At 31.7% G+C, this 24,649-nt stretch carries 25 protein-coding genes and 1 pseudogene; 9 read left to right on the plus strand and 17 right to left on the minus strand.

The window, feature by feature from the left end; all coding sequences use genetic code 11:
• Positions 1-13 precede the first annotated feature (13 nt).
• The gene (locus LNP27_RS07670; protein WP_229944010.1) at positions 14-1,186 is read left to right on the plus strand and encodes a Pycsar system effector family protein; all 1,173 of its coding nucleotides are present in this window, start codon (positions 14-16) and stop codon (positions 1,184-1,186) included.
• Here LNP27_RS07670 and LNP27_RS07675 read toward each other — a convergent pair.
• From LNP27_RS07675 to LNP27_RS07710, 8 genes and pseudogenes are all read right to left on the minus strand, one after another.
• Positions 1,183-3,552, minus strand: a complete 2,370-nt coding sequence (locus LNP27_RS07675; RefSeq protein WP_229944011.1) for a GAF domain-containing protein — start codon at positions 3,550-3,552, stop codon at positions 1,183-1,185. The genes LNP27_RS07670 and LNP27_RS07675 overlap by 4 nt on opposite strands.
• Positions 3,553-3,707: 155 nt before the next feature.
• Complete coding sequence (locus LNP27_RS07680; RefSeq protein ID WP_229944012.1) at positions 3,708-4,766, minus strand: nucleoid-associated protein; 1,059 nt, start codon at positions 4,764-4,766, stop codon at positions 3,708-3,710.
• A 154-nt stretch (positions 4,767-4,920) separates the two neighbouring features.
• Complete coding sequence (locus LNP27_RS07685) at positions 4,921-5,460, minus strand: plasmid pRiA4b ORF-3 family protein (RefSeq protein ID WP_229944013.1); 540 nt, start codon at positions 5,458-5,460, stop codon at positions 4,921-4,923.
• A 212-nt stretch (positions 5,461-5,672) separates the two neighbouring features.
• On the minus strand, positions 5,673-6,284 hold the full coding sequence (locus tag LNP27_RS07690) for an HPP family protein (protein WP_229944014.1): 612 nt from the start codon (positions 6,282-6,284) through the stop codon (positions 5,673-5,675).
• Positions 6,285-6,290: 6 nt separating this feature from the next.
• Positions 6,291-7,571 (minus strand): chloride channel protein, encoded by a 1,281-nt coding sequence (locus LNP27_RS07695; RefSeq protein ID WP_229944016.1) that lies wholly within the window; start codon positions 7,569-7,571, stop codon positions 6,291-6,293.
• Between the two features lie 130 nt (positions 7,572-7,701).
• Positions 7,702-8,092, minus strand: a pseudogene (gene gloA2, locus LNP27_RS07700) (SMU1112c/YaeR family gloxylase I-like metalloprotein).
• A gap of 48 nt (positions 8,093-8,140) precedes the next feature.
• Positions 8,141-8,536, minus strand: coding sequence for a hypothetical protein (locus tag LNP27_RS07705; RefSeq protein ID WP_229944017.1), 396 nt, complete (start codon positions 8,534-8,536; stop codon positions 8,141-8,143).
• A gap of 46 nt (positions 8,537-8,582) precedes the next feature.
• Positions 8,583-9,149 (minus strand): sugar O-acetyltransferase, encoded by a 567-nt coding sequence (locus LNP27_RS07710; protein WP_229944018.1) that lies wholly within the window; start codon positions 9,147-9,149, stop codon positions 8,583-8,585.
• A gap of 141 nt (positions 9,150-9,290) precedes the next feature.
• Here LNP27_RS07710 and LNP27_RS07715 point away from each other — a divergent pair, with 141 nt between their 5' ends.
• The 6 genes from LNP27_RS07715 to LNP27_RS07740 all read left to right on the plus strand — a co-directional run bounded on the left by LNP27_RS07715 (position 9,291) and on the right by LNP27_RS07740 (position 15,156).
• Positions 9,291-11,450 carry a TonB-dependent receptor gene (locus LNP27_RS07715; RefSeq protein ID WP_229944019.1) on the plus strand — a complete coding sequence of 720 codons (2,160 nt, stop codon included), beginning with the start codon at positions 9,291-9,293 and terminating at the stop codon, positions 11,448-11,450.
• Positions 11,451-11,636: 186 nt separating this feature from the next.
• Positions 11,637-12,257: a hypothetical protein gene (locus tag LNP27_RS07720; protein ID WP_229944020.1), complete on the plus strand. Its 621-nt coding sequence runs from the start codon at positions 11,637-11,639 to the stop codon at positions 12,255-12,257.
• 12 nt (positions 12,258-12,269) lie between these two features.
• The gene (locus LNP27_RS07725) at positions 12,270-13,625 is read left to right on the plus strand and encodes a histidine kinase (protein ID WP_229944021.1); all 1,356 of its coding nucleotides are present in this window, start codon (positions 12,270-12,272) and stop codon (positions 13,623-13,625) included.
• Between the two features lie 137 nt (positions 13,626-13,762).
• Positions 13,763-13,981: a 2TM domain-containing protein gene (locus LNP27_RS07730; protein ID WP_346432403.1), complete on the plus strand. Its 219-nt coding sequence runs from the start codon at positions 13,763-13,765 to the stop codon at positions 13,979-13,981.
• Positions 13,982-13,996: 15 nt separating this feature from the next.
• On the plus strand, positions 13,997-14,350 hold the full coding sequence (locus LNP27_RS07735; RefSeq protein WP_229941066.1) for a 2TM domain-containing protein: 354 nt from the start codon (positions 13,997-13,999) through the stop codon (positions 14,348-14,350).
• Positions 14,351-14,400: 50 nt separating this feature from the next.
• Positions 14,401-15,156, plus strand: a complete 756-nt coding sequence (locus LNP27_RS07740) for a LytR/AlgR family response regulator transcription factor (protein WP_229941067.1) — start codon at positions 14,401-14,403, stop codon at positions 15,154-15,156.
• 107 nt (positions 15,157-15,263) lie between these two features.
• Here LNP27_RS07740 and LNP27_RS07745 read toward each other — a convergent pair whose 3' ends face one another.
• The 7 genes from LNP27_RS07745 to LNP27_RS07775 all read right to left on the minus strand — a co-directional run bounded on the left by LNP27_RS07745 (position 15,264) and on the right by LNP27_RS07775 (position 20,556).
• On the minus strand, positions 15,264-15,446 hold the full coding sequence (locus tag LNP27_RS07745) for a CsbD family protein (protein WP_229941068.1): 183 nt from the start codon (positions 15,444-15,446) through the stop codon (positions 15,264-15,266).
• Positions 15,447-15,662: 216 nt separating this feature from the next.
• The gene (locus LNP27_RS07750) at positions 15,663-16,436 is read right to left on the minus strand and encodes a CDP-alcohol phosphatidyltransferase family protein (RefSeq protein ID WP_229941069.1); all 774 of its coding nucleotides are present in this window, start codon (positions 16,434-16,436) and stop codon (positions 15,663-15,665) included.
• Positions 16,437-16,528: 92 nt separating this feature from the next.
• Positions 16,529-17,551, minus strand: coding sequence for a COX15/CtaA family protein (locus tag LNP27_RS07755; protein ID WP_229944048.1), 1,023 nt, complete (start codon positions 17,549-17,551; stop codon positions 16,529-16,531).
• 287 nt (positions 17,552-17,838) lie between these two features.
• Entirely contained in the window at positions 17,839-18,018 is a 180-nt protein-coding gene (locus tag LNP27_RS07760; RefSeq protein ID WP_229941070.1) for a hypothetical protein, read from the minus strand.
• A gap of 57 nt (positions 18,019-18,075) precedes the next feature.
• A complete protein-coding gene (locus tag LNP27_RS07765; RefSeq protein WP_229941071.1) occupies positions 18,076-19,491 on the minus strand; it encodes a CCA tRNA nucleotidyltransferase in 1,416 nt (471 codons plus the stop codon).
• 29 nt (positions 19,492-19,520) lie between these two features.
• Complete coding sequence (locus tag LNP27_RS07770; protein WP_229941072.1) at positions 19,521-19,904, minus strand: GxxExxY protein; 384 nt, start codon at positions 19,902-19,904, stop codon at positions 19,521-19,523.
• A gap of 85 nt (positions 19,905-19,989) precedes the next feature.
• The gene (locus LNP27_RS07775; RefSeq protein WP_229941073.1) at positions 19,990-20,556 is read right to left on the minus strand and encodes an L-threonylcarbamoyladenylate synthase; all 567 of its coding nucleotides are present in this window, start codon (positions 20,554-20,556) and stop codon (positions 19,990-19,992) included.
• Positions 20,557-20,624: 68 nt separating this feature from the next.
• On the opposite strand from LNP27_RS07775, the gene LNP27_RS07780 reads away from it, so the two are divergent.
• Positions 20,625-21,500 carry a lysophospholipid acyltransferase family protein gene (locus LNP27_RS07780; protein WP_229941074.1) on the plus strand — a complete coding sequence of 292 codons (876 nt, stop codon included), beginning with the start codon at positions 20,625-20,627 and terminating at the stop codon, positions 21,498-21,500.
• A gap of 44 nt (positions 21,501-21,544) precedes the next feature.
• On the plus strand, positions 21,545-22,726 hold the full coding sequence (locus LNP27_RS07785; RefSeq protein WP_229941075.1) for a glycosyltransferase: 1,182 nt from the start codon (positions 21,545-21,547) through the stop codon (positions 22,724-22,726).
• Here the strand turns inward: LNP27_RS07785 and LNP27_RS07790 are convergent.
• A complete protein-coding gene (locus LNP27_RS07790) occupies positions 22,721-23,509 on the minus strand; it encodes a glycosyltransferase family 2 protein (RefSeq protein WP_229941076.1) in 789 nt (262 codons plus the stop codon). The genes LNP27_RS07785 and LNP27_RS07790 overlap by 6 nt on opposite strands.
• A 23-nt stretch (positions 23,510-23,532) precedes the next feature.
• The gene (locus tag LNP27_RS07795; RefSeq protein ID WP_229941077.1) at positions 23,533-24,645 is read right to left on the minus strand and encodes a glycosyltransferase family 4 protein; all 1,113 of its coding nucleotides are present in this window, start codon (positions 24,643-24,645) and stop codon (positions 23,533-23,535) included.
• Between the last annotated feature and the right edge of the window lie 4 nt (positions 24,646-24,649).

Below are 24,649 nucleotides of genomic sequence, written 5' to 3' on the forward strand. Positions count from 1 at the left end.
TAAAAACCAGTCCATGAATTTGACACAACAGGCCGAAAATTTTATTCATAAATTATTCAAAGATAAACTTTCTCCCTCATATACTTATCATAATTTGAGGCATACCATTGATGTAGTTACTGCAGTTGCTATTCTTTCTGAAATTGAGGAAATTAATCCTGAAGACAAGGAGATTTTAATGGTTGCAGCTTGGTTTCATGATGCAGGCTATATTAACGGTTGCGATAATCATGAAGAATGTAGCGTTGTAATTGTCACTGATTTTTTGAAAAATAACGAGAAATCTTCTGATTATATAGCGAAAGTATCTGGTCTAATTCGATCGACCACTTTAGGTTTTGTTCCCACAACTCTTCTTGAAAAAATCATTAAAGATGCTGATTTTTACCATCTCACTAGCGATAAATATACATCTACTTGTAATGCTTTACGTTTAGAATTACAGGCTAACCATCAAAAAACTTTCTCCGATTCCGAATGGAATCTTGAAAATATTAATTTTTTGAGCAATGAGCATCAATATTATACGGACTATGCTTTAAAAACTTGGCAACCACTAAAAGAAAACACAATTAAGCTCCTTCAAATAAAATTAAATAATATGGAATTGAACAATACTAAAGAGTCCAAAAAAAAGAATAAAGAAGAAAAACCAGTTCGAGCCATTGATACTTTATTTAGGATTACACTCAACAATCATACTAGTTTGAGCGGTATTGCAGATAGTAAAGCTAATATTCTGCTTTCTGTCAATGCAATTATTATTTCTATTGCACTTTCAACTTTAATTCCTAAATTGGATAATCCTAGCAACGCGCATTTGATGATTCCAACTTTTATCATGTTAATGTCTAGCGTAGTTACCATAATTTTTGCCATACTTTCTACACGTCCAAAAGTGACTAAAGGAGTATTTACGCGACAAGATATTGAAAACCAAAAAGTAAATTTATTGTTCTTTGGTAATTTTTATAAAATGCCTTTAGAAGAGTATCAATGGGCAATGAATGAAATGATGAAAGACAAGGATTATCTTTATAATTCTATGATTAAGGATTTGTATTTTCTAGGAGTAGTGCTCGAGAAAAAATATCGGTTATTGAGAATTGCCTATAATTTTTTTATGGTAGGTATTGTCCTGTCTGTTATTTCTTTTGTAGTTGCTTTCAAAATGATTGGTAATTAATTCAATTCATTTAATAATTCTTGGTACGAATATTTTTGTAAAATTTGTCCTTTGTTTTCATTGTTAATTTTTACTCGAATCGCTTTAAGGCCTGATACGCCTTGTAATTCCTCTACTTCAAATTGTTCAATTGTAGGTTCTAATATGTTTTTATATTGTAAAAAATTGATGTATTTCAAATATTCAGTTTCTTCATTCGTATGTGAATAGACGATTGTTATTTTTTCTTTTTCGGTTATTCTGTCTTTAGTTCCTTTTATGTTGGCTTTATCAATACGTTTTTTTACCACTTCATATCGTGCGTTATACGTTCCGTCAACATCAAAACGCTTTTCATCCATTCTAAAACGGATTGAAATAGGGGAACTAAAAACTAAAATTAAGGAAGTAACATCCAATTGATACGGTAATGAAGATTTCATCTGATGATGCTCCATTTCCATTTCACATAATGTTTGCAATTGCCAAAGTCTTAAGTTGTGCAGGTACATTAGGTCAAAAGGTTTTGAAGGTGCAATAGAAGAACCAATGTACAGATTATGTTCTATGCCATCGGTTTTGAAGCGTTCGTAATAATGAGGGAAAATATTTTGGGCCTCTAGTTGTTTCTGATCAAGAAGCGAAGCTAATTTTTTATTAATTATAGACAAGGCATCATCAAATTTCTTTCGAGAATGATAAAACATTCCTGATTTTTCATCTAAACTTTCTAAATAATTTGCTGCCAAAGTATTTACAACTGCACCACTTTTAGTGTTTTTTAGAACCGGATGAATTTCATTTTCAATATAAAGTTGAATCTGCTGTTCTGTATCGGCTTTTAAAGGCAATTCTAGTTGATTTAAAAGCGATTGTAATTCAAATTTTCTTTGTTCTAATACGACTAAATTGCTTTTTGCTTTTTGATTCTCAAATAGGTCAATAAGCGTCTTTAATTGATTTTTTAAATCTTCTTTTACGGTCTGGTTTCTGTGTTCTGATGAGCCTTTGATGTCAATCTGGCCATACAAAGGATATACCTCTTTGAAAACAATTTCTTTGAAAATATAATCTTTATTTCGCTGGCTCGTTTCAAAATAATTTAAAGCTTCTCGAGTAAATTTCCAATAAACACTTGGATGAATAGCCGTATATTCTCTTTGAATAATTGCTTCTATTTGATTTTGCTTGTCTTTATTATGACGTTCAAGTGTGTCAATTAAGTAAGGTAGGATTAAATTTAATTTTCTAGAATTAAGACTGTTAAGTTCTCTTTTTTTGGACGAAACTAATTCGATGATTCCTAAAATAATATCATTTTTTACAATAGGAGCAAATATACAACTGTGAATATTTTGTTTTAATAAATGCTGTGCTAGTTTTTCATTTCCAGGAACTAATGCAAATTTTTCAACATTTGAAATCGATAAAGATGTTTTAGTTTCTAATAATTTTTCAAAAGAACAACCTAAAAAATCATTTTTGCAATCTAATTCTACCTCAGTCGAAAGTATGAAACTTCCACTATTGTTATCTTTAAAGCCAGGCTTTGTAAATTTATTCTCTTCGTGATCGTATATAAGTAATCCTATTCGTAAATTAGAATTTTTAAAAATAGAGCGAAAGATGGATTCAAAATTATCTTGAAGTGTGATTTGTTCTTTTTCTGATTTTAATAAATTGCTTTTTAACTTAGAAATTGAATTTTCAACTGTAGCATCAAACAGAATAGCAATACCAAAGCCTTTTAATATCCAGCTATTTATTGGGAATTTAGATTTCCACAATTCAATATCGTCGAAATTATCCATCAATAAATCAATGTCATCTGGCGTCAATTCTGGCGCTAGATCTGTTGGTGTAATTTCAAGAAAATCGGCATTATACAAAATCCGATATTGATTCATAACTCCATTTTTGTTTGGAATATCATAAAATAAGGGATTGTTATAATCAATATTCTGACCGTAAAATTGATTCAATATTAGCGTACAGCTCATGATGTAAAAATGATGGTCATCAAGATTTCGAATCGACATATCAAATGATATTCCGGCTTCTTCTACTATTTTCTTAAATCGTTTAGTATAATTAAAGGTAAAGTTCTGGAAAGGAATGGTTACTGCTTTGATTTCATTATTGGTTAAAGCCGTTGGAAATAAATCAGCAAGTAGATTCCTTATCAAAGATTCATTTTCGGATATCACTTTTAAATCTTCGATACCGGTTCTGAACTCAGGGAAAGGTTCAATTTCCTTGAGCAATGCTTTGGCATAATTAGCGCGATAATCTACATTAGTAAACGAAATTTCTTCCAAAGCTTCAATAAGCTTATGAAATGAAATCATGGTTTTGAACGGGCTTTCGGAGAAAAATTGATGTGGCATTTTCTTTGCTTTTAGAGGTGTAAATTTACAAATAATACTAAATGAATTGCTGTTTTGTTAGGGTTGTTCTTTGTTACAGAAAATAAAAAATCCCCAAATACTGCTGTAAATGGGGATTAAATCTATTTTTAAGCGTTGATTATAAACTTTTCAGATTATGATTTTTCTTCTTTATTAAAATAAACAAGGTAATAATACATCTGTTTTTCTTCATCCCAACCTTTTTCTACATATTTCTCAGCACTTTCAGGATTGATGAAGTCCATTTTAATTTGGATATGCGTATCTAAATTAATTACGTTTTTAATTGATTTACGGGCGTCAGAAACTGCAGCGTTCGCAATAGGAAATGAAGTAATATCTTCAATACTGTATTTTTCTCCTTTATCTACTTTGTAATTCTTAAATTCTGGAATTAAGTCAGGATTGTCTAATACTTCATTTAAAAATTCAGTCTCTTCGAATTCATCATTTTTTGCGAAATAATTTACGGAACGGTTCATAAACATAACCTCTTCTTTCTTGTCTTCTGCAGGGAAAACAACATCTTTGGCAAAGTTTTGACAGAATTTTAAATATTTTTTAGTGATGAAGTTTTCATCTTCAAAAGCATCTACCGAAAGGAAATGTTCTAACCAATATCTAGCATCATAACGGTTGCTATCCACTGTCAGGATTTTATATCCTTCTTCTTTTTTATAGTTGAAAATCAAACAACCTTTATCTAACTTATTAAGGCTTACACCTTGTTGTAAGATCATTTCTAAATGCGATTCTTTTTCTTCAAATTGTAAAAAGTCAGCCTGAATTTCGCTCTTGAAGATTCCTATTGCATCGACCACATTATTGTCAATGCTTAAGTTGGTCAAATAGGTAACATATACCTCACCGTTCTTGATATGTGGATGATTCGATTGCTCAAATAAGTGGTTTGTTATTTTTTTAGAAACATCATGAATGCTGCTAGGATTGTCAAAAACTTCAGTTGCATATTTGAACATGTCATTGTAATCTAAATCGATTTCATGTGCAAATTGATAATAGTTTTCTTCCTTTTCTCTAAATGGCTTAAAGAAAAATTCCTTCATCAAAGGCACAATTTCATCGTTTAGATTAAAAGGCTGCTCAGACAAGAAAATTGCTTCATTCCTACTTTTATTACCAACTCTATGAATTGATAAATTTTCGATGTGGGTGTTATATAAGTTTATCATTTTTGTACAAGTGTTTAAGAGGTAGATTTTTTTAGACTTCTAAATATAAGCGTTGAGAAAAGTTATTTTGTCCAAGAAAATAGCTTTTCATTAGTGGCGAAGTTTTTTTAAGTGGTTTAGGCTCGCTCTCCTTTGTAGAGAGCCGTGAAGAAGACTAATTCCAGTTCTCCTCAAATCCGAAGTCTTCGAAGCTATCGTCTCCTTCAAACATGTCTAGATCATCATCATCGAAACCATCTTCAAATTCGTCGTTATAGTCATCAGCATTATCTGCTTCAAAGTTCTTTTCCATCGCTTCATCAGGCATTTCACCGTGAGAAAAAATAGTTTCTGGATAGGTATTACCAACAGTTTGATCTTCAATAGCAGCTAATTCTACTAGGAATGTCCACATATTAATGAAGTCATACACATAAATTATCTTAGTGTTTTCCTTGTTTAATATATCTGATAATTGATAATCACTCATGATTTTTTGTTCACCTAGAACATCTCCAGTGTCAAAAAGTGAAATCTCTTCTTCTTGGTTCCAAGTTTCATCGCACGTATAAAAGGAAGCTACTTCCATCCCGTCAAAACCAAAGGAATTGAATATAGCATTGTGTAAATCTTCTAAAGTATCGTCTTCAAGTATTGCAATATCTCTAAAAATATCTTCTTCTGCGTCAAGAATCACTCTAAATTTGTAAACCATAATCGTTCTATTTTTTTGAAAGGTCAAAGGTAAAATATAATTTTAGATTTCGTCCCGAAGTTTTGGAACAGATTTTCGATTTGTTGATAATATTTTTGCGTATGAAGAGCAAATGGGAAGTTGCGAAATCAACGTTTTTCAGAAGTGGTATGCAAGCTAAAAGTTCTGTTTAAATTGGATAACTTTAAAATAAATTAAAAATTTATACAATTTTAGACTGTTTTATTGTTTCGAAATTTACTCGCAATTCTTTTTCTAAACTGATGGTATTTTTTATGATTGGGATACTGTCTGTCGTGTGCCATATTGTTAGTAATCAAGGCAACTGCAAGCAAAATAAGTGCTCCGCTCAAAACTGGTGAGAGAACGTACCAATAACCTAGATTTTTAACTTTTTCAGAACCAGCAATTGCAATCAAAGCAGTGGCACCACCTGGCGGATGTAATGTTTTGGTGATTTGCATCATAACGATAGATGAAGCAACGGCAAGCGGAGCTGTTAACCAAAGTATTTCAGGAAGAAATTTATAAATAGTAACGCCAATAATTGCAGATATAACATGGCCACCAATAAGGTTTCTAGGTTGCGCTAATGGGCTTTGAATTACTCCATAAACCAAAACACTCGATGCGCCAAAAGACCCTATTAAGTAAACCATATCCGAATTAGGAAGTGTTTGCGATTGCAAATAAGCGATTATGCCCATACCAACTAATCCTCCAACAAATGCCCAAAAATGTTCTTTAAAATCTACTAGTGTTTCTTTGTAGAGAATATATTTAGTTTTGCGATAATTTCTCTTTATTTTATGGATAGATTTCATTATTAATTATTTGGCTATACTAGGAGAATAAGAATAAACGGTAAATGGATAAATCATTTTTGCTGTATATTTTGATATCAAGCAAACTACTAATATTGGTAGAAATAAGGTGTAATCGTTTGTTAAACCGCAAACCAAGAATATAGCGGTAAAAGGCGCATGTATACTGGAGCTTAAAACGGCTGCCATACCAATAATCATAAAGTTTATTGGAATTACATCAGCATCTAAATACTTGTTTAATAGTAATGCCAAGAGCAATCCTAAAAAAGCGCCAATAAAAAGACTCGGTGCAAAAACGCCACCATCTCCTCCCGAAGCTAATGTAGTCGAAGTAACAATAGGTTTTAGTACGATGATTCCAACGAATGTTAATCCTAATGAAAGTGTAAGTGTTGTGTCATTTGGATTTAGGAATAGCGATTTCATAGAATGGTATCCTTCACCATACAATTGTGGAAATAGGGTAAAAGATAAGCATAGAATTAATGATCCAAAGATAATTTTAAAATGAGGTTCTGCAATTTTTGAAAATTGACTCTTAAAAAACAATACAGTACGAGTTAGATAAACAGAATGTAGTGCAGCTAACACCCCTAAAAGTATGAAATAAGGAATTGCCTTTAGGTGCCAAGTAGTAACATGGACTGAAAATAAAGGTTTTTCATGAAGCAAATAAACAAGTGCTGAAGCAACGGTAACGGCTATTATATTCGTGAGAATGAATGCACGAGTTGCTTTTTTAGAAATCACCTCCAATGAGAATAGAATTCCCGCAATTGGGCTACTGAATAAGACGGTAATTCCTGCTGAAACACCCGCGCAAATTAATTCTGTTTTGTATTGTCTAAAAACATTCTGTTTTCGTTGTGCAACTGCACCTATAGTAGCAGTAGCAACCACTGTCGAAACCTCAATTCCTGTTGATCCACCAGAAACTACGGTCAATAATCCGTTAATAAAATGAGATGAGATCTTGTAACTAGGTAGATTTTTAGTTTTTGAATTCACACTTTCAAAAATTTCTTTGATTCCTTTGTTCTCCTTCTTTTTAAATAAATATTCTCTCAGAAAAAAGATAATTGATAAACCAAAAATAGGAAAAACTATAAAAAATACAGGATTTAAAGTAGCTCGGTGAAAAAATATAGCTTCATAATATTCTGTTGCATTTTTTAAAACAATACCTAAGAAAGCGGAGAGAAATCCAATAAGAATGGAAACTATTACTAGTTTTTGAAGTTTAATGAAGCGATAATTCTTTTTGATTTGTGTGGTATTATTCATTTGAAAAAAGCAATGTGTCCGAGTATTACAAAATTAAATAAACAAAATCAGATTTGAATTAAAAAAAAGGTTGGACTGTTTTCTTTTGCGATTTCGATATTATTTTGACTTTTTTATAAACAAAAACACCTTATTTTTCATAAAACTCTACCGGTAAGTTATCTGGGTCCGCAATAAAGAAGAAGCTTTTTTGAGTGAATTCATCTATACGAATTGCTTCTGCAGTTATATTTTCATGTACTAAATAATCTCTTGTTTTTTGAATGTCAGTCACTTCAAAAGCTAAATGGCGCATTCCAGCCGCCTCAGGAGTGGAAGGACGTTTTGGAGGGTTTGGAAATGAGAATAATTCTATCACATATTCTCCGTTAAGTGCTAAATCAAGTTTATACGATTGTCTTTCTTGACGGTAAATTTCCTGAATTATTGTTAGTCCTAAAAACGCTTGTATAGAAAGTTTTCGATTTTTGATAATCGGAACAAATAATGGCAATATGGTGAATTTTATTCAGTTGTAGCATTTGTATTATAATGAAGAAAGCCTAATCGGTTGATTAGGCTTAGGGTTTTTATTTTTTTGCATCGGAACAAAGTCCGACAATTTCATGGAAAGTGTTATGCAAATCAGTGATTGATTTTACTATTGCAACATCAGCAGCGTTAGATTGAACTAATTTATGTAAAGCTTTGCTCTTTATTTGTAATCTTTCAGCAGAAGAAATGATAGCATCAGTTTTAAATTCTAATGGAATTTCTGCTTTTAGTAATTGAGATGCTTTATTCATCATTTCTTCTGAACGCGCTTTTATTGGTGCTAAATTTCCTTCTTCAGCGGGATGAAAAGTCTCCGACATTACTTCGTGGAATTCTTTGATGGCAGGCCATTTGTCAAAAGTAGATTGTGCCGATGTAGTATTAGCGATAAAAATAAGCGAAAACACTAGCGATAATTTAAATAGTTTCATATCTTTTATTTTAAATAACCTGAAATTTAGGTAAATATAGTGAAAATTATTTTTCTTGTTGGTTTAGCTTTCTGATTACTTTGGCTGGATTGCCAACAGCTAGTGAGTTAGCCGGAATGTTTTTGGTAACCACAGATCCAGCACCAATTACACAACCATTTCCTATCGTAATCCCAGGGCAAATCACAGAATTTCCTCCTACCCAACAATCGTCGCCGATTATTATAGGCAAAGCATTTTCTAGTGTTTTTCGCAATTCTGCATCAAGAGGATGTGTAGCGGTATACAATTGAACTCCGGGAGCAAAAAAAACATTGGAACCAATAGTCACTTTCGTAGAGTCTAAAACCACGCAGTTTACATTAAAGTAAACATTTTCTCCACAAATAATATTATAGCCATAATCACAGAAAAATGGTGGTTCTATATAGAGGTTTGCACCAGCATTAGGAATCAGTTCTTTGATAATTTCGCGCGCTTTTTTAGTAATTCTGTACTCGGTAATATTTAATCGGTGGAGTAAATTTTTAGCTTTTCGTCTGTCTTTTACTAAAGTAGGATCGCCAGCTAAATAATATTCTCCAGCAATCATTTTCTCTTTTTCGGTTATCATAAAATTAATTTTTGATTGAGGTAAATGTAAAAGAAAACGAATTGGTTTACAACTCATCCTCAATTATCGACAGTTCAGTTAACTACTTTTTAATAATTTTAATACTTCAAATACATTTGTTTCATCAAAAACTAAAACAAGATGAAAACTATTTTTATACTTACTATTCACTTAATTTCAACATTGACTTTCTCGCAAAACAACATTTCTGGGAAAGTGGTGGATGAAAAGGGAAAACCTGTTTCAGGCGCTAATGTTTATATCGAAGGAACTTATGATGGAACTACTAGTTCTGAAACTGGAGATTTTACTTTCGAAACAAATAGTAAGGGAACTCAAATTTTAGTGGTAAGTTTTCTTGTTTTTGAAACTTCAAAAACTACTATTGATGTAGCCAATTTCAAGAACAGAACAATCAAGTTAAAAGATAATGTGAATGCGCTTGACGCAGTTGTTATTACGGCAGGAACTTTTGAGGCTGGAGGAAAAGCTAAAGTTTCAGTTTTGAAACCTCTAGATATTGTTACCACGGCAGGTTCAGCGGGGAATATTATTGCTGCTTTGCAAACCTTGCCGGGAACACAAAACGTAGGTGAGGATGGTAGGTTGTTTGTGCGAGGAGGTGATGCGAGTGAGACGCAGACATTTGTAGATGGAATTCGGGTTTCACAACCTTACGGCGCTACCACTCAAAATTTGCCTACAAGAGGGCGTTTTTCTCCTTTTTTATTTAGCGGAATATCATTTTCAACAGGAGGTTATTCTGCTGAATATGGGGAAGCTTTATCAAGCGTTTTACTTTTGAACACACAAGATGAACCTGAGCAAAATAAAACCGAAATTTCATTGATGACAGTAGGTTTAGGTGCGGGAAATACGCAGAAATGGAAAAAGAGTTCGTTAAGTGTGAACGCTTCTTATATTAATTTGGCACCCTATCAAGTGGCTATTAAGCAAAATGTCGATTGGAACAAACCTTTTCAGTCTTTGTCTGGAGAAACCGTTTATCGCTATAATTTCAATAGCGGATTCTTAAAATTATACGCGGCTTTTGATTCCTCAAAATTTGATATTAACCAAGAAAACAGCAACACTCCGCAAAAAATACGAGTAGACTTAAACAATACTAATTTCTATTTTAATTCTTCTTATAAAGGTGTTTTTGGATCTAATTGGCAAATCACATCTGGTTTGAGTTATGGATATAGCAAGAACAAAATAAAATTAGATGTGGATAATGTTGCCAATTATGAGAATGCCGCACATTTGAAATTGAAACTTAAAAAGAGCTTTTCGGATCGAGTGAAATTGTCTTTTGGAGCCGATTATTTTGTAACAAAATTCGATGAAGAATATAATCCGAAAAATGGAAGTAGCGCAATTTTAGGTTACAACTCCATTATTGCTGCTGTTTTTACCGAAGCTGATATTTTCTTTTCTAAAAAGATTGTTGCTAAAGTAGGTTTTAGAGCGTCTAATAATCAATTATTAGATGAAATTGCAATTGCTCCAAGAATTTCATTAGCATACAAAATCGCAAAAAGCAGTCAGATTTCAATGGCTTATGGAGATTTTACTCAAACGCCAAATGTAGATTATATCAAATATTCTAAATTCCATCAATTTGAAAGTGAGAAATCTTCACATTACATTTTGAATTATCAATACAATAAAAATGGTAAAACTTTAATAGCGGAAGCTTATTATAAAGATTACAGTAATTTGGTAAAATACGACACACCAACAATTCAGTACAATTCAATCTTCAATAATTCGGGTTTTGGATATGCTAAAGGTGTCGATTTATTTTGGCGAGATGGAACGACTTTCAAGAATTTAGAATATTGGATTTCTTATTCTTATATCGATTCGGAGAGAGATTATAAAAACTTCCCAACGCAGGCAACTCCAAGTTTTATTGCTAATAATAGCCTTTCAGTAGTTACTAAATACTGGATTAGCGATTGGAAATCACAAATAGGTTTCACAAATTCTTTTAGTACCGGAAGGCCTTATAACAATCCAAATGAAACACAATTTATGAATGGTAAAACAAAATCATACAACAATTTGAGTTTTAATTGGGCTTATTTATTGTCACAGCAAAAGATTTTGTATTTCTCGGTTTCTAATGTTTTAGGTGCACAAAATGTGTATGGTTACGATTATGCCAAAAATCCGAATTCAAACGGAGTTTATAATCGTACAGCAATTACACCTACAGCAGATCGTTTTTTCTTTGTTGGATTCTTTTGGACCATTAGTAATGATAAAAAAGACAATCAGTTGAAGAATTTATAGCATTTTTTGCGAAGGTTTTCAATTCATCCTCGTAATTCAACAGTTCAGTAACTATAAATTTTACAAAAGACAGAATCGCAATACTTTTGGGTTATAAATAAACAGTTGCAATTACAAAAATCAATAGCAACTTTCAACTTTAATTTAAAAACAAAAAAAATACAAACATTTAAAACACTAGAAATCATGACTAAAATTATCACAACCATCGCATTATTTATTTGTAGTTTAGTATCAGCTCAAGGCCAATTCGAACAAGGAATGGGAAAAGCATTCCAGTTATGGGGCGAAGGAAAAAATACGGAAGCGTCAGATTTGTTTGAAAGGATCGCAGCTGCCGAAAAAACAAGTTGGTTGCCTAATTACTATGTAGCTTTAGTGAATACAACAGCTGCTTTTAGAACTAAAGACCAAGGGCAGGTTAATTTATTGCTATCAAAAGCACAAAAAGCATTAGATATAGAAATGGATAAAAACCCTAATAATGCGGAATTATTAGTAATACAAGCTATGATTCATACTGCCTGGATCGCATTTGACCCAATGACAAACGGACAAAAATTATCTGGAAAAGTGATGGAATTGTATGGAAAAGCACAAGCAATTGCGCCAGAAAATCCAAGAGTTGTTTTTGGTAAAGCAGAGTTTGAAATAGGTGCAGCACAGTTTTGGGGAACTGATACTAAACCTATGTGTGCTCAAATTGAGAAAGCTATCGGACTTTTTGCTACTTTTAAACCTGAAACTGCTTTTTCTCCAAAATGGGGTTTAGATAGAGCCGTTGAAGCGATGAAAAATTGTAAATAACATACTGTACCAATGGAAGCCCAAAGAATTAAAACATTTACTGAATTTCAGAAAGGTTTTATCGTTTGTTTGAAAATCAGCTTGATTTTTACGTTAGCATTTTCGGTGATACAAATGAATTTCGAACTGAAAAATGTAGCAATGACCTTTTTAATAAGTGCAATGTATTCTTTTGGGATTGGTTTTGGGAATGGAATTATAAATGTACTTCTGGATAAAAAATGGGATTGGCTAGAGCAGACTAATTTGAGAGTGTATTTTGGTTTAGTAACGACTATTTTGTACACTATCCCAGTTGTTTTGGCAGTTAACTATCTCATATTTGTAGTTTTTCAAGATTTAGATCCTTCCCAGTTTTTCAGTGAGAGAATGATTTTGGTACATCTTTTTTATATTATTTTATCGTTAGGTGTTTCGATTTTTATGCATGCCAGAAGTTTTATGGTCAACTGGAAACAAGCTTCTAAAAAAGAGGTTATTGAGCATAAAATTATTGCTGGAACGGCTTCGGCTAAGTTTGAGAGCTTAAAAAACCAAATAGATCCTCATTTTCTCTTTAATAGTTTGAATGTTTTAAGTTCATTAATCGAAGAAAATCCAGAAAATGCACAACGGTTTACAACTTCGTTATCCAAGATTTATAGGTATGTTTTGGAGCAAAAAGACAAAGAATTGGTTTCGGTCGAAGAGGAACTGGCTTTCGCCAAAACCTATATGAATTTATTGAAAATGCGTTTTGAGAACAGTTTGTTTTATGAAATGCCGCCAACTACCATCAGTACTGAAGCTAAGGTTGTTCCGCTTTCTTTGCAGCTATTATTAGAGAATACGGTAAAACACAATGTGGTTAGTGAAAAAAGACCATTGCACATTCGGATTTATGTGGAGGGCGATTATCTGGCTGTTCAAAATGAGTATCAAAAGAAAGAAGTTTTGCAGGAACGACAGGGTGTAGGCTTGCAAAATATTATCAATCGATACGGAATTGTAACCAATAGAAAAGTACTGATTATCCAAAAAGAACAAACATTTACGGTCAAAATACCAATGCTAACAAAACAAATATCAGTTATGGAAATAGCAGCAGATTACAGTGAAAAAAACGCATATTACAAAGCCAAAAAGAGAGTGGAAGAATTGAAAGGATTTTACGGAAACTTAATTTCATATTGCATTGTCATTCCTATTTTAGTATTCATTAATTTAAGATTTTCACCTCAATTTCAATGGTTTTGGTTCTCTGCTGGAGGATGGGGATTTGGATTAACGATGCATGCATTCAAAGTTTTTGGATACAGTTCCAATTGGGAAGAAAGAAAAATTCAAGAAATTTTGCGTAAAGAGGAACAGAACCAAAACTGGAAATAAGAGTCAGAGCAACTTTAAACCTAGAAAAATTTAAATATAAAATCATGTAAAATCCATATCATAATGAAGATCGCTATTTTAAAGCTAAGAAGCGAGTAGAAGAAATTAAAGGATTTTATGGGAATTTAATTTCTTATATAGTTGTTAATTTAGGGTTGTTGGTAATTAACTTAGTAACCTCTCCTAAGTATTTATGGTTTTTTTGGCCCATGTTAGGATGGGGAATAGGAGTGATTTTTCACGGAATGAAAGTTTTTAATTGTATGCCTTTCCTGGGGAAAGATTGGGAAGAACAAAAGATTAAAGAATTCATGGAGAAAGAAAAAGCAAACGAACAAAAAAGGAATTGGAGCTAATTTAATGCAAACACGATGCGAAGAGACACACACAGCAAGTTCGACAATTATGATTTGGATGTTAATAATCCAGATGCACGTTACAATATGGCTTATAAAAGAGTAAAAAGAATTAAAGGATTTTATGTTCATTTATTAGTTTATATACTTGTAAATGCTTTCATGCTATTTTCTCATTTTAATAGGAGTAGGATTGGAGAGGAGGTTTTCTGGGAGTGGCAAACCTGGAATACAGTTTTCTTTTGGGGAACTGGATTAATAGCGCATGGTTTATCGGTTTTTGGAAAGAATATATTTTTTGGTTCTGATTGGGAGCAAAAGAAAATCCAAGAATTCATGGATAAAAATAAAGACAATAAATGGGAGTGATCCTAATTATCTATTGTTCCTAACCGTAACTTAATAATGAAAGATCAACTATGACCACAATAATAATAGAAGACGAGAAACCTGCCGCACGATTACTGCAAAGAAAATTACAAAAGCTAGACGTAGAAGTAGGAGTAATGCTGCACTCTGTTGAAGAGTCAATGGAATGGTTTACTGCAAATAAACATCCTGATTTAATTTTTCTTGATATTCAATTATCAGATGGGTTATCATTTGAAATTTTTGAAAATATAGATATAAAAAGCGCCGTGATTTTTACAACTGCTTATGATGAATATGCATTGCGAGCATTCAAATTAAATAGCATTGATTATCTTTTAAAACCTATTGATGAAGATGATTTGGAAGTGGCTGTTGCTAAATTTAAATCGCGATTGCCTCAGCAAGAAACGTTGCAATTGGATTTTGATCAAATCAAAAAAATGCTTTCGAATCCATTTGATAAAAATTACAAAAAACGTTTTACAGTTAAAATTGGTCAACATTTGAAAGTTATTCTAATCGAAGAAATAGAATGTTTTTTTAGTGAAAATAAGGGGACTTATTTGCACACTTTTGACAATAGAAATTTTTTGATCGAAACCACTTTGGAACTTTTAGAACAAGATTTGAATCCATTGGAATTCTTTAGAGTAAGCCGAAAATTCATAATTCCGTTGAAAGCTATTAAGGAAATTGTGGTCCATAGTAACTCTCGTTTGAAAGTTATTTTGCCCACTTATAAAGAGGAGGAAGTTATAATTAGTAGAGAAAAAGTGGTTGGTTTTAAAAAATGGATTGAGTGATTTTAAAGCATGAAAAAACGGTCTTAAATGCCACTTTAAAATTCCTAATTTCTGGAATCTTTAATCGTTGCTTTAAGACCGTTTTTAATTATTTATGAGGTACGAAATTAATCAAACAATGATTTAATTTCTTTCTCTGTTTTACCAATTTTTTGTTGCAGTTTTCCCCACATTTCATCTTCCTTACCTTCCTCAAATAGTAAGTCATCATCTGTTAAATCAGCATATTTCTGTTTAAGTTTACCTTTAAACTCATTCCAGTTTCCTTTAATCTCTTTTGAATTTGGCATAATGTTTAATTTTTAAATTACTAATTATTGTTTTACAAATTTAAAGAGTTAGTAAAGATAAGTTGTTACATAATTAGGAGTTATAATTGTATAATTAATAGGCAGTTATGATTTATTGAGTCTTTTTAGTCTTGAACTGACTAAGAATGTAAAGTTCTTTAAGTGTTTGATTTTTAATTAAATAAATAGGTGTTATAAATTCTCTCTATACTGCATTTATACCCTAAAAACAGTTTTCCTAATGCCGATTAAAACAAAAATAAGTGAAGTGTATATTATGAAAAGCGGAATAATATATTCGATTAAATTTAAGGGCAGCATGATGGCAATAATCAGCAATTGAAAGCCTAATCCATAAATACTTACAAGTGTCATAAACCAATTAGGTAAAGTTTTTACTTTATAAGCGTCCTTATCCAAAGTGTGAATTATTTTATCAAATGCTCCATAAAAAATTGTGTATATTTGAAATAAAATATCAACTGATTTTTGAGTTTCTCCGGGTAAAGCACGAGGTGATTCATCTTCAAAAATCTTGCTGGTTTTGTCTCCACCAACGGATAGATTTCTTAAAATAACATAGTAATAATTGTATAAAGTTCCTTGTAATTGAATGCCGATAAAAGCTAGAAATGCGAACCAAATATTCGTTTTTGAAACATAGCAAATGGTCATTAAAAACAAAAAATTAAGAATGATGTCAAACACGCTATCAAGATATCTTCCTGTGTAGGAAGGTGTCTTTTTTATTCTTGCTAATTCTCCATCAGCAGCATCTATGATAGATTTTAGAACGATAAAAATAGCAGCTAGTAAGTACTGATTTTGCAGTATAAAGTAAATAGCAATCAATCCACAAACCCCAAAAACAAGCGTAACATGAATAGGAGTAAAGCGCGTATTTTTAAGTTGATTAGCAATAAAAGTTCCTATTGGTCTTCCGTAATCGGATAAATCTAAAAATTTATCTTGAGCTGCAAGTTTAGACATTTAAGTTTATAAACAAAGAAATGCGACAATATAGTCAGGTATTATTTTATTCGCTCTAAATCAGCAAAAGATTGATTTTGAATCACAACGTTTTATTTTGATAAACGGTGCAATGTAAACGTCATGGCTGACAGTAAAAAGAAAGCCATTATTTGGTGTACAAGTCCCAGCCATAACGGAACGCTATACAATAAAGTAAAAACTCCTAAAATGAATTGTAAAAACACAAATATTAGTAAGGTATTAATTCCTCTTTTCTGTAAAGTAGTTAGCATGTATTTTTTACTTCTAATGTATAGAGCAATGATTAATCCCACTACAAAATAAGCCATTGTTCTATGAACAAATTGCACACCACTTTTTCCTTCAACAAGATTAAGGAATAGTGTTTTTTGCTCTATGAAAACACTATCATGAATAAACTGTCCATCACTCATTAATGGCCAATGATTGTGTATTAAACCAGCATTTAATCCAGCAACAAAACCACCATAAATAATTTGTATCAATAAAAAGACTAATGCAACACGTGCTAGATTTCGCAATGGCACTATAACCTGAATTTTATTTGGATAAATTAAATCTAACGCAACCCAAAGTGTATAAGCAAAGGTTATAAAGGCAAAAGTTAAGTGCAATGACAATCTGAAATGGCTTACATCAGGATTATCAATTAATCCGCTTCGTACCATAAACCAACCTAGGAATCCTTGAAAAGCTCCCATAAAAAGTAAAACCACACATTTTTTGATCGTTGCACTTGATAGTTGTTTTTTAAACAAGAAATATACAAATGGAATTATGAATACTAAACCAATAATTCTACCGATGAAACGGTGAAACCATTCCCAGAAATAGATAAATTTGTAATCACTAAGTGTAAAATCATTGTGGATATTGATTTTCTGATATTCAGGAAATTTTTTGTATTCTTCAAAAGTCTGAATCCACTTTGCTTCTGTAAGTGGCGGAAAAGTATCAGTTACTAAATGCCAGTCGGTCATGGAAAGTCCGGAGTTTGTTAAACGAGTAATTCCGCCTACTACGACCATTATAAAAAGTAATATACAACCTGAAAGTAGCCAATAAATGACTGATTTGTTATTTTTCATTATATTATACTGTTGGGAAATTTTGAGGATATTATCTTGTGTAACAGATGTCTAGGACTGTAATTTGAGTTGCGGAAATAATATAAATCAATTCAAAATGAGTAACATTTTTATTCTGACGTTTATTATATCAGTAGGCTTTCCTATTTCGTTTAGAAAAGAAACCTGATTTAGTGCTTCATAAAATAATATATATAATTTATTACTGTAAGTCCTTGATTTATTTCTTTTGTTCCAATAATCAAAAATGTTTTTTCTTGAAGTTCTAGCATTAGTTGACCATTTAATTATTATAGCCATGCTTGGATTTCTTTATTGGCTTGTTCATCAGAAATACATTCCCCATTTTTATATTGTTCCAAAGCAATTTCTATTCTTTTCCTTTGATCAGGAGTGAAAATATAAATATCATCATCTTCAATAGAGCAAATGCCTTTTATCAATTCTGTTTTTAATTCAGCACTATTCATAGCTTTATTTTTTATGTAAAATTAATGAAATCCAATTGAATTAATATAGAACAGTAGTTAAACTTTAACCAATCCCATTTTCGCTCCTTTTTTCAACACAAAGTCGTAAGCAGCTTTATATTCGTTGGGGATTTCCCCCTCTAAAATTGCTTCTTTTACAGCTTCTTTTAGCATACCAATTTCCTTTGATGGTTGTAAGTTGAAAATGACCATGATTTCCTCTCCCGAAATTGGTGGTTGAAAATTACGAACTTGATCGCGCTCTTCAACTTCCACAATTTTCTTACGAACAATTTCAAAATTGTTATGGTATTTTTTAAATTTACTCGGGTTCTTAGTAGTAATATCTGCCTCACACAATGTCATTAAATGCTCTACATCTTCACCAGCATCAAAAACCAAACGACGTACAGCAGAATCTGTAACAGTATCTTGTGATAATACGATTGGTCTTGAACTCATCATGACCATTTTTTGCACAAATTTCATTTTGTGATTCAAAGGCATGTGTAAACGTTCGAATATTTTTTTGGCCATTTTACCGCCTAAAAACTCGTGACCGTGAAAGGTCCAACCTTGTTTTTTATTAAAACGTTTGGTTGGCGCTTTTCCAATGTCATGTAATAACGCTGACCAACGCAACCAAACATCATTAGTGTTCGGGCAAATATTGTCAACCACTTCTAGCGTGTGATAAAAATTATTTTTGTGCGTGTGTCCTTCAATTTCTTCTACTTGATTCAAAGCGGTCAATTCAGGAAGTATAATATCCAAAAGTCCTGTTTTAAACAATAATAAAAAACCAATAGAAGGTTTGTCCGTTGAAAGGATTTTATTCAGTTCCTCTACAATACGTTCTCCGGAAATAATTTTAATACGTTCCGCATTTTTTGCAATTGATTGTAATGAATTCTCTTCGATTTCAAAATTCAATTGATTAGCAAAACGAATTCCTCGCAACATGCGCAACGGATCGTCAGAGAAAGTAATGTCTGGATCCAGCGGTGTTTTTATTACTTTATTCTCTAAGTCGGCTAAACCATCAAATGGATCAGATAATTCTCCAAAGTTATTTGGGTTTAATGATAATGCCAATGCATTTATAGTAAAATCGCGTCTATTTTGATCGTCTTCAAGAGTTCCGTTTTCAACAACAGGATTCCGACTTTCAAAATGATAGGATTCTTTTCGAGCGCCTACAAATTCAATTTCAGTATCTTCAAAACGCAACATCGCAGTGCCGTACGTTTTGAAAACTTGTACTTTTGGTTTTTTAGGAAGCAATTGAGATACTTTCAAAGCCAATTCGATTCCGCTACCAACAGCAACGATGTCAATGTCTTTTTTGAAGTCTCTTTTCAAAAGTAAATCTCGTACGAAACCACCAATTACATAACTATCAATGTTAAGTTCTTGAGAAGCTTGAGAAATAACTTCGAATATTTTATTATTTAATGCTGATTTGTAGTTCATAAGTTTCTACCGCAGATTCGCAGATTTTTTTATTTTTTTGTGCGAACAATTCGTTTGTACTCTAAAGAAGCCGAATTAAAATTAGCTAATAGTGCTAATTCATTATCGGAGACTTTTAGATAGTTTAAACATTGATTATAATTACTATTATTGAAGCAATCTAAAGTTTTTATTTCTAAAATTATTGAATTATAAAGTACAAAATCAGCATAAAATTGATGCTTCAAAATTGTGTTTTTATACTTTACTGAATATATTTTTTCTCTTTCGTATGGGATTTTATTTTCGTTAAATTCATATTCTAAAGCATCTTTATACACTATTTCGGAAAAACCTTTTCGAAGATTTTTATGTACTTCAAATAGAACGCCAATTATTTTGTAAGTTTCGTCAGTAGATAAATATTCTTCCATTTATAATTAATTTAAAAATCTGCGAATCTGCGGTGATAATAATGAATCTGAAGCTAAAAAATAATTTGCGAATTTGCGGTAAAAACTATTTTCGAATGATTTTCACCTGAGAATCGCTTGTCAATTTTATAATTGTCGAGGGTTTTCCTGCAATTTTATTGTGGTGCAAATTTACAACATAGTCTACACCATTTATAATTTCAGGACTAATTTCTTTGAAACTTTTTGGGGTAGGTTGCCCTGAAATATTAGCTGAAGTAGACACTAATGGCTTTTTCATTTTCTCTAATAATTTAAAACAAAAATCCTCTTTCACGATTCTAACAGCCAAAGTTTGATCTGCAGCTATTAAATTTTGCGCTACGTTTCTTGGTTTGTCTAAAACAAGAGTAGTTGGGTTTTCAGCTAAATCAATGATTTGCCAAGCAACTTCTGGAATATCTTTGAATACATTGTATAGCATTTTCTCACCATTCATCAAGACGATCATGCTTTGCGTTTCGGCTCTTTTCTTGAGTTTATATATTTTGGCTACAGCTTCAGGATTAGTAGCATCACAGCCAATTCCCCAAACTGTATCTGTAGGATAAAGGATAATTCCGCCTTCTTTTATGATTTCGAATGCTTTATGCACTTCTTCGTTAATATTCATGTTTTTAAATTTGTGCAAATATAAAGCAATTTTTAATTATCACGTTTTTGTTATCTTTGCAGAAAAAAATGAATCTGTTACTTTTCATTATTGCCTATCCGCTGCTGCTCATCATATCGATTTTACCTTTTAGAATTCTCTATATTTTATCGGACATCATTTGTTTTTTTGTATATCAAGTTATTGGTTACCGAAAAAAGGTAGTGAGAAGTAATTTGGCTTTAGCATTACCACACTTATCGGATGAAGAACGCTTGATAGTTGAAAAAAAATCATACAAACATTTGTGCGACATGTTCCTAGAAATGATCAAAACCATGACAATTTCTAAGAAAGAAATGGACAAGCGATTTAGCTATAAAAATCTTGATGAATATAAAAATCTTGAGAAAGAAGGCAAGAGTATTGCTTTGATGTTAGCGCATTACGCAAGTTATGAATGGGTTGTATCTATGAATAGCAAAGTTTCTTTTAAAGGATATGGAATTTATAAAAAAGTAAATAACAAATATTTTGATAGTTTAGTACGCAGAATACGGTCTAAGTTTGATGCCGAATTAATTTCTATTGATAAAACTGCTGAAGTGATTGCAAGTAATTATGCGAATAATATTAAATCTACGTATGGGTTTGCAAGTGATCAATCACCGCAGCTGCGAGGCATTAATCATTGGCACAAATTTATGGGAATTGAAGTTCCTGTTTATGTTGGGGGTGAATTACTTTCTAAAAAATTCGACATGAACATGATGTTTTTAAAAGTTTCAAAAGTAAAAAGAGGCTTTTACGAAGCAGAGTTTGAGCTTTTGTCTACTGATGTTAAATCAGTGCCTAATTTTGAACTTATGAATACCTTTTTAGAAAAGGTTGAGCAGCAAATCCTTGAAGCTCCTGAATATTATTTGTGGACACACAGAAGGTGGAAACACATGGGGAAAAGGTAGATTGTAGATTTTTGTGGTATTAAATAACTTTGTAATGTGTTGTTATGGTTGATGAAAATGAGCGTAATAATTTGAAAGTCGATTTTTTTATTATCGACAATACGCCTATTGGCGGTGTAGAACGCGTTACTTGTTCTCTAATAAATCTTTTTTTTGAAAAAGGAATCAAGGTAGATTATGTGATATCAATGCAAAATAAGTTTGAAAAACCTCACTTTCCTTATCCAGAAATAAGTAACTACATCAATCTTAATTGTTCTTCAAAGGAATTAGAAGAAAAATTATATCAACAATTTATAGCTTTAGAAATTAAAAATTTAATATTTCAAGGAGACAATATGTCTATTTCTATCGCTCTGCTGAAAGCAGCGAAACGTGCTGGAGTAAAAGCGATTCCTCAATATCATGGTTCTCCTCATGCTTATTTAGATAAATATATTTCAGGAAATGATATAGTTAAAAATCCGTATTTGGCTTTGAAATATTTATTTGCACGTGCTACGCGGCCTTTTAAACTTCTTAAATTAAAAAAATATTTAGTACTTGCAGAGAATGGTATTGCATGCGTAAGTCATGGTTCAGCAAATGAAATTAAGAAGATCTTTAAGAATTCACAAGTAATAAATGAGAGGGTTTTTACTATTTATAATCCACTGCATTTAGAGTTGCAAAATATCAATACCGATATAAATCAGAAAAGTAATAACATTGTTTATTTATCTAGATTGGAGAATAAGCATAAAAACTCATTTTTAGTAGTGAAAGCTTGGAATGAGATTGCTCATAAATATCCGAATTGGCAATTGGACATATTGGGTGATGGTGCTATTAGCGATAAAATGAAAAATTATGTTGACGAAAACAAGATAACGAACGTAGTTTTTCACGGTATGATTACTGAGATCGCTCCACATTTATCAAAAAGTAAAATATCTATTCTTACTTCAAACTGCGAAGGATTGGGAATGGGAATTCTAGAATCTATCTGTTATAAAAACGCAGTTGTTTGTACTAAAAGTGATGGAGGAATCACGGATTTAGTGAAGCATAAAAAATCTGGTTTGATTGTGGCAAGAAATGATCATAAAGGCTTTGCAAAAAGCATGGAAAAGTTAATGAATGATGAACAATTACGAACTGAATATGCAAATGAATCTTATAAAATAGCCAGTAATTTCTCAGATGAGGAAATTATTGAAGAATGGAGAAAGAGATTCGAATTATAGGTAATTATTTAAACCATTCTCGCATCTTGCTAATTTTTCTTTAACTACTTTTTCTAAAATTAAATCATTGGTAGGTAACATTTTTTTACTATTTTCTTTGTGAAAAATATGCAAAACATTAGCGTTGAATTTGATGTTTTTTCTTGTGATTTTTGCGTTTAATAAGCGCACTACAAGTTCAGTATCTTCTCGGCCCCAGCCAATGAAATCTTCATTGAATCCATTAACCTTAATTAAGTCACTTTTAAAACAAGCCATATTGCATGACCTAACTTGTTTGTCGCTTGTCGTTTTATGACTTATAATTTTAGAAAGTATGGTGTTGTTTATCCTGTTTTTATGATTAGCTAAAATGCTATTATTGCTTACAGCAAAATTAATATTTTTCTCAGCAATCAATTTTTTAGAATACTCTTCTTTGAGAAGAACTCTAGTTCCTATGGTAAATTGATTGGCCTTAGAGTGTGCAATATGATCTTTTATAAAATTTGGATGCAGCACTAAATCACCATCAATCATAATGATTAATTCACCAGTAGCTTTCGCAATTGCCCTATTTCGGGAAGCTGCTGCTCTAAATCCAAGGTCTTCTTGCCATGAATGAATAATAGGAGTTTTTAATCTTTGTTGCCATTTTTTAACTACAATTTCAGTTTCTTTAGTAGAACCATCATCAGCAATCACTATTTCGTCAGGCATTACTGTTAGATTTTCAATACTCATTAGTACGACTTCTAAAGCTTCAGGCCAATTATATGTGGTTATTAGTAAAGTTGTTGTCATAATTTATATTTAGCAATGTGTTTTTAAACTTCGGAGTATAATTTATTGATTTTGGATGCGATAATTTCATCATTAAATTTTTGAACAAATTCCCAACCTTTTCGGGTAATTTCTTTGCATAAATCCTCGTTTTGCAGTAATTTCATAATGGCTTTTTCCATTTCGTCAACACTTGTTGGATTTATATAAACGGAATTTGGTCCGCCAGCTTCTGGAAAAACACCGCAATGGGTTGTTATGACTGGAGTTTTTGAATATAAAGCTTCAATGATAGGTATTCCAAAACCTTCATAAAGTGAAGGATAGATAAATACTTGTGCGAGCTTGTACAAAATGGATAATTCTTTGATTGAGACATTTTTCAAAAACAGGACTTTGTTTTCTAGATTGTTCTGCGCAATATAATCCTTGATTTCTTTTGCATAAGAAGTTTCATTGCCCACAATAACTAGGGTAGTGTGAATGTTTTTTATTGCTTTTACAGCCAAAAGAATGTTTTTTCGGGCTTCGATTGTACCAACATTGAGGAGGAATTTTTCCGGTAAGCCGAACTTGGTGGTTACTTCTTTGTATTCTTTTTCAGAATAATCTTCTTTAAAAGCAGCATGACATCCTTGATAGATTACTTTTATTTTTGAAGGCTCAATTTTCAAGAATTCAATAATATCATTTTTTGTTTGCTCGCTAATTGCAATTACTAAATTAGCTTGTTGAGCTGCTTTTTTAAATTTATAGAAATGTATTTTACGATCAAAAAAAGAATACAAATGCGGATATCTAACAAATATTAAATCGTGAATAGTGACTATGCTTTTGATATTTTTAGATCTCAGGCCTGCAGGAAGTTCACCGGATAACCCATGAAATAAGGTAATGTTGTCTTTTTTTAAATCGTTTACAATTCCTTTTTGTCTCCATAAATTATAAAATTTCAAGTAAAAAAAAGTAGATGGTTTCTTTTCGAAGACGTTTTTGCTGTTAGCTGTAAATAATATCTCTTTTGAATCTTTGGGATTGTATAAATAATAATTGTTTTCTGGAAAATATTGGCTTAGAAGCCGAATCAAATCACGACTGTAGTTACCCAGTCCTGTTTTATTGTGAAAAACTCTTTTTGCTTCAAAGCCAATATTCATCTTA

Source organism: Flavobacterium galactosidilyticum (genome assembly GCF_020911945.1).
GTDB classification, from domain to species: Bacteria; Bacteroidota; Bacteroidia; order Flavobacteriales; family Flavobacteriaceae; genus Flavobacterium; species Flavobacterium galactosidilyticum.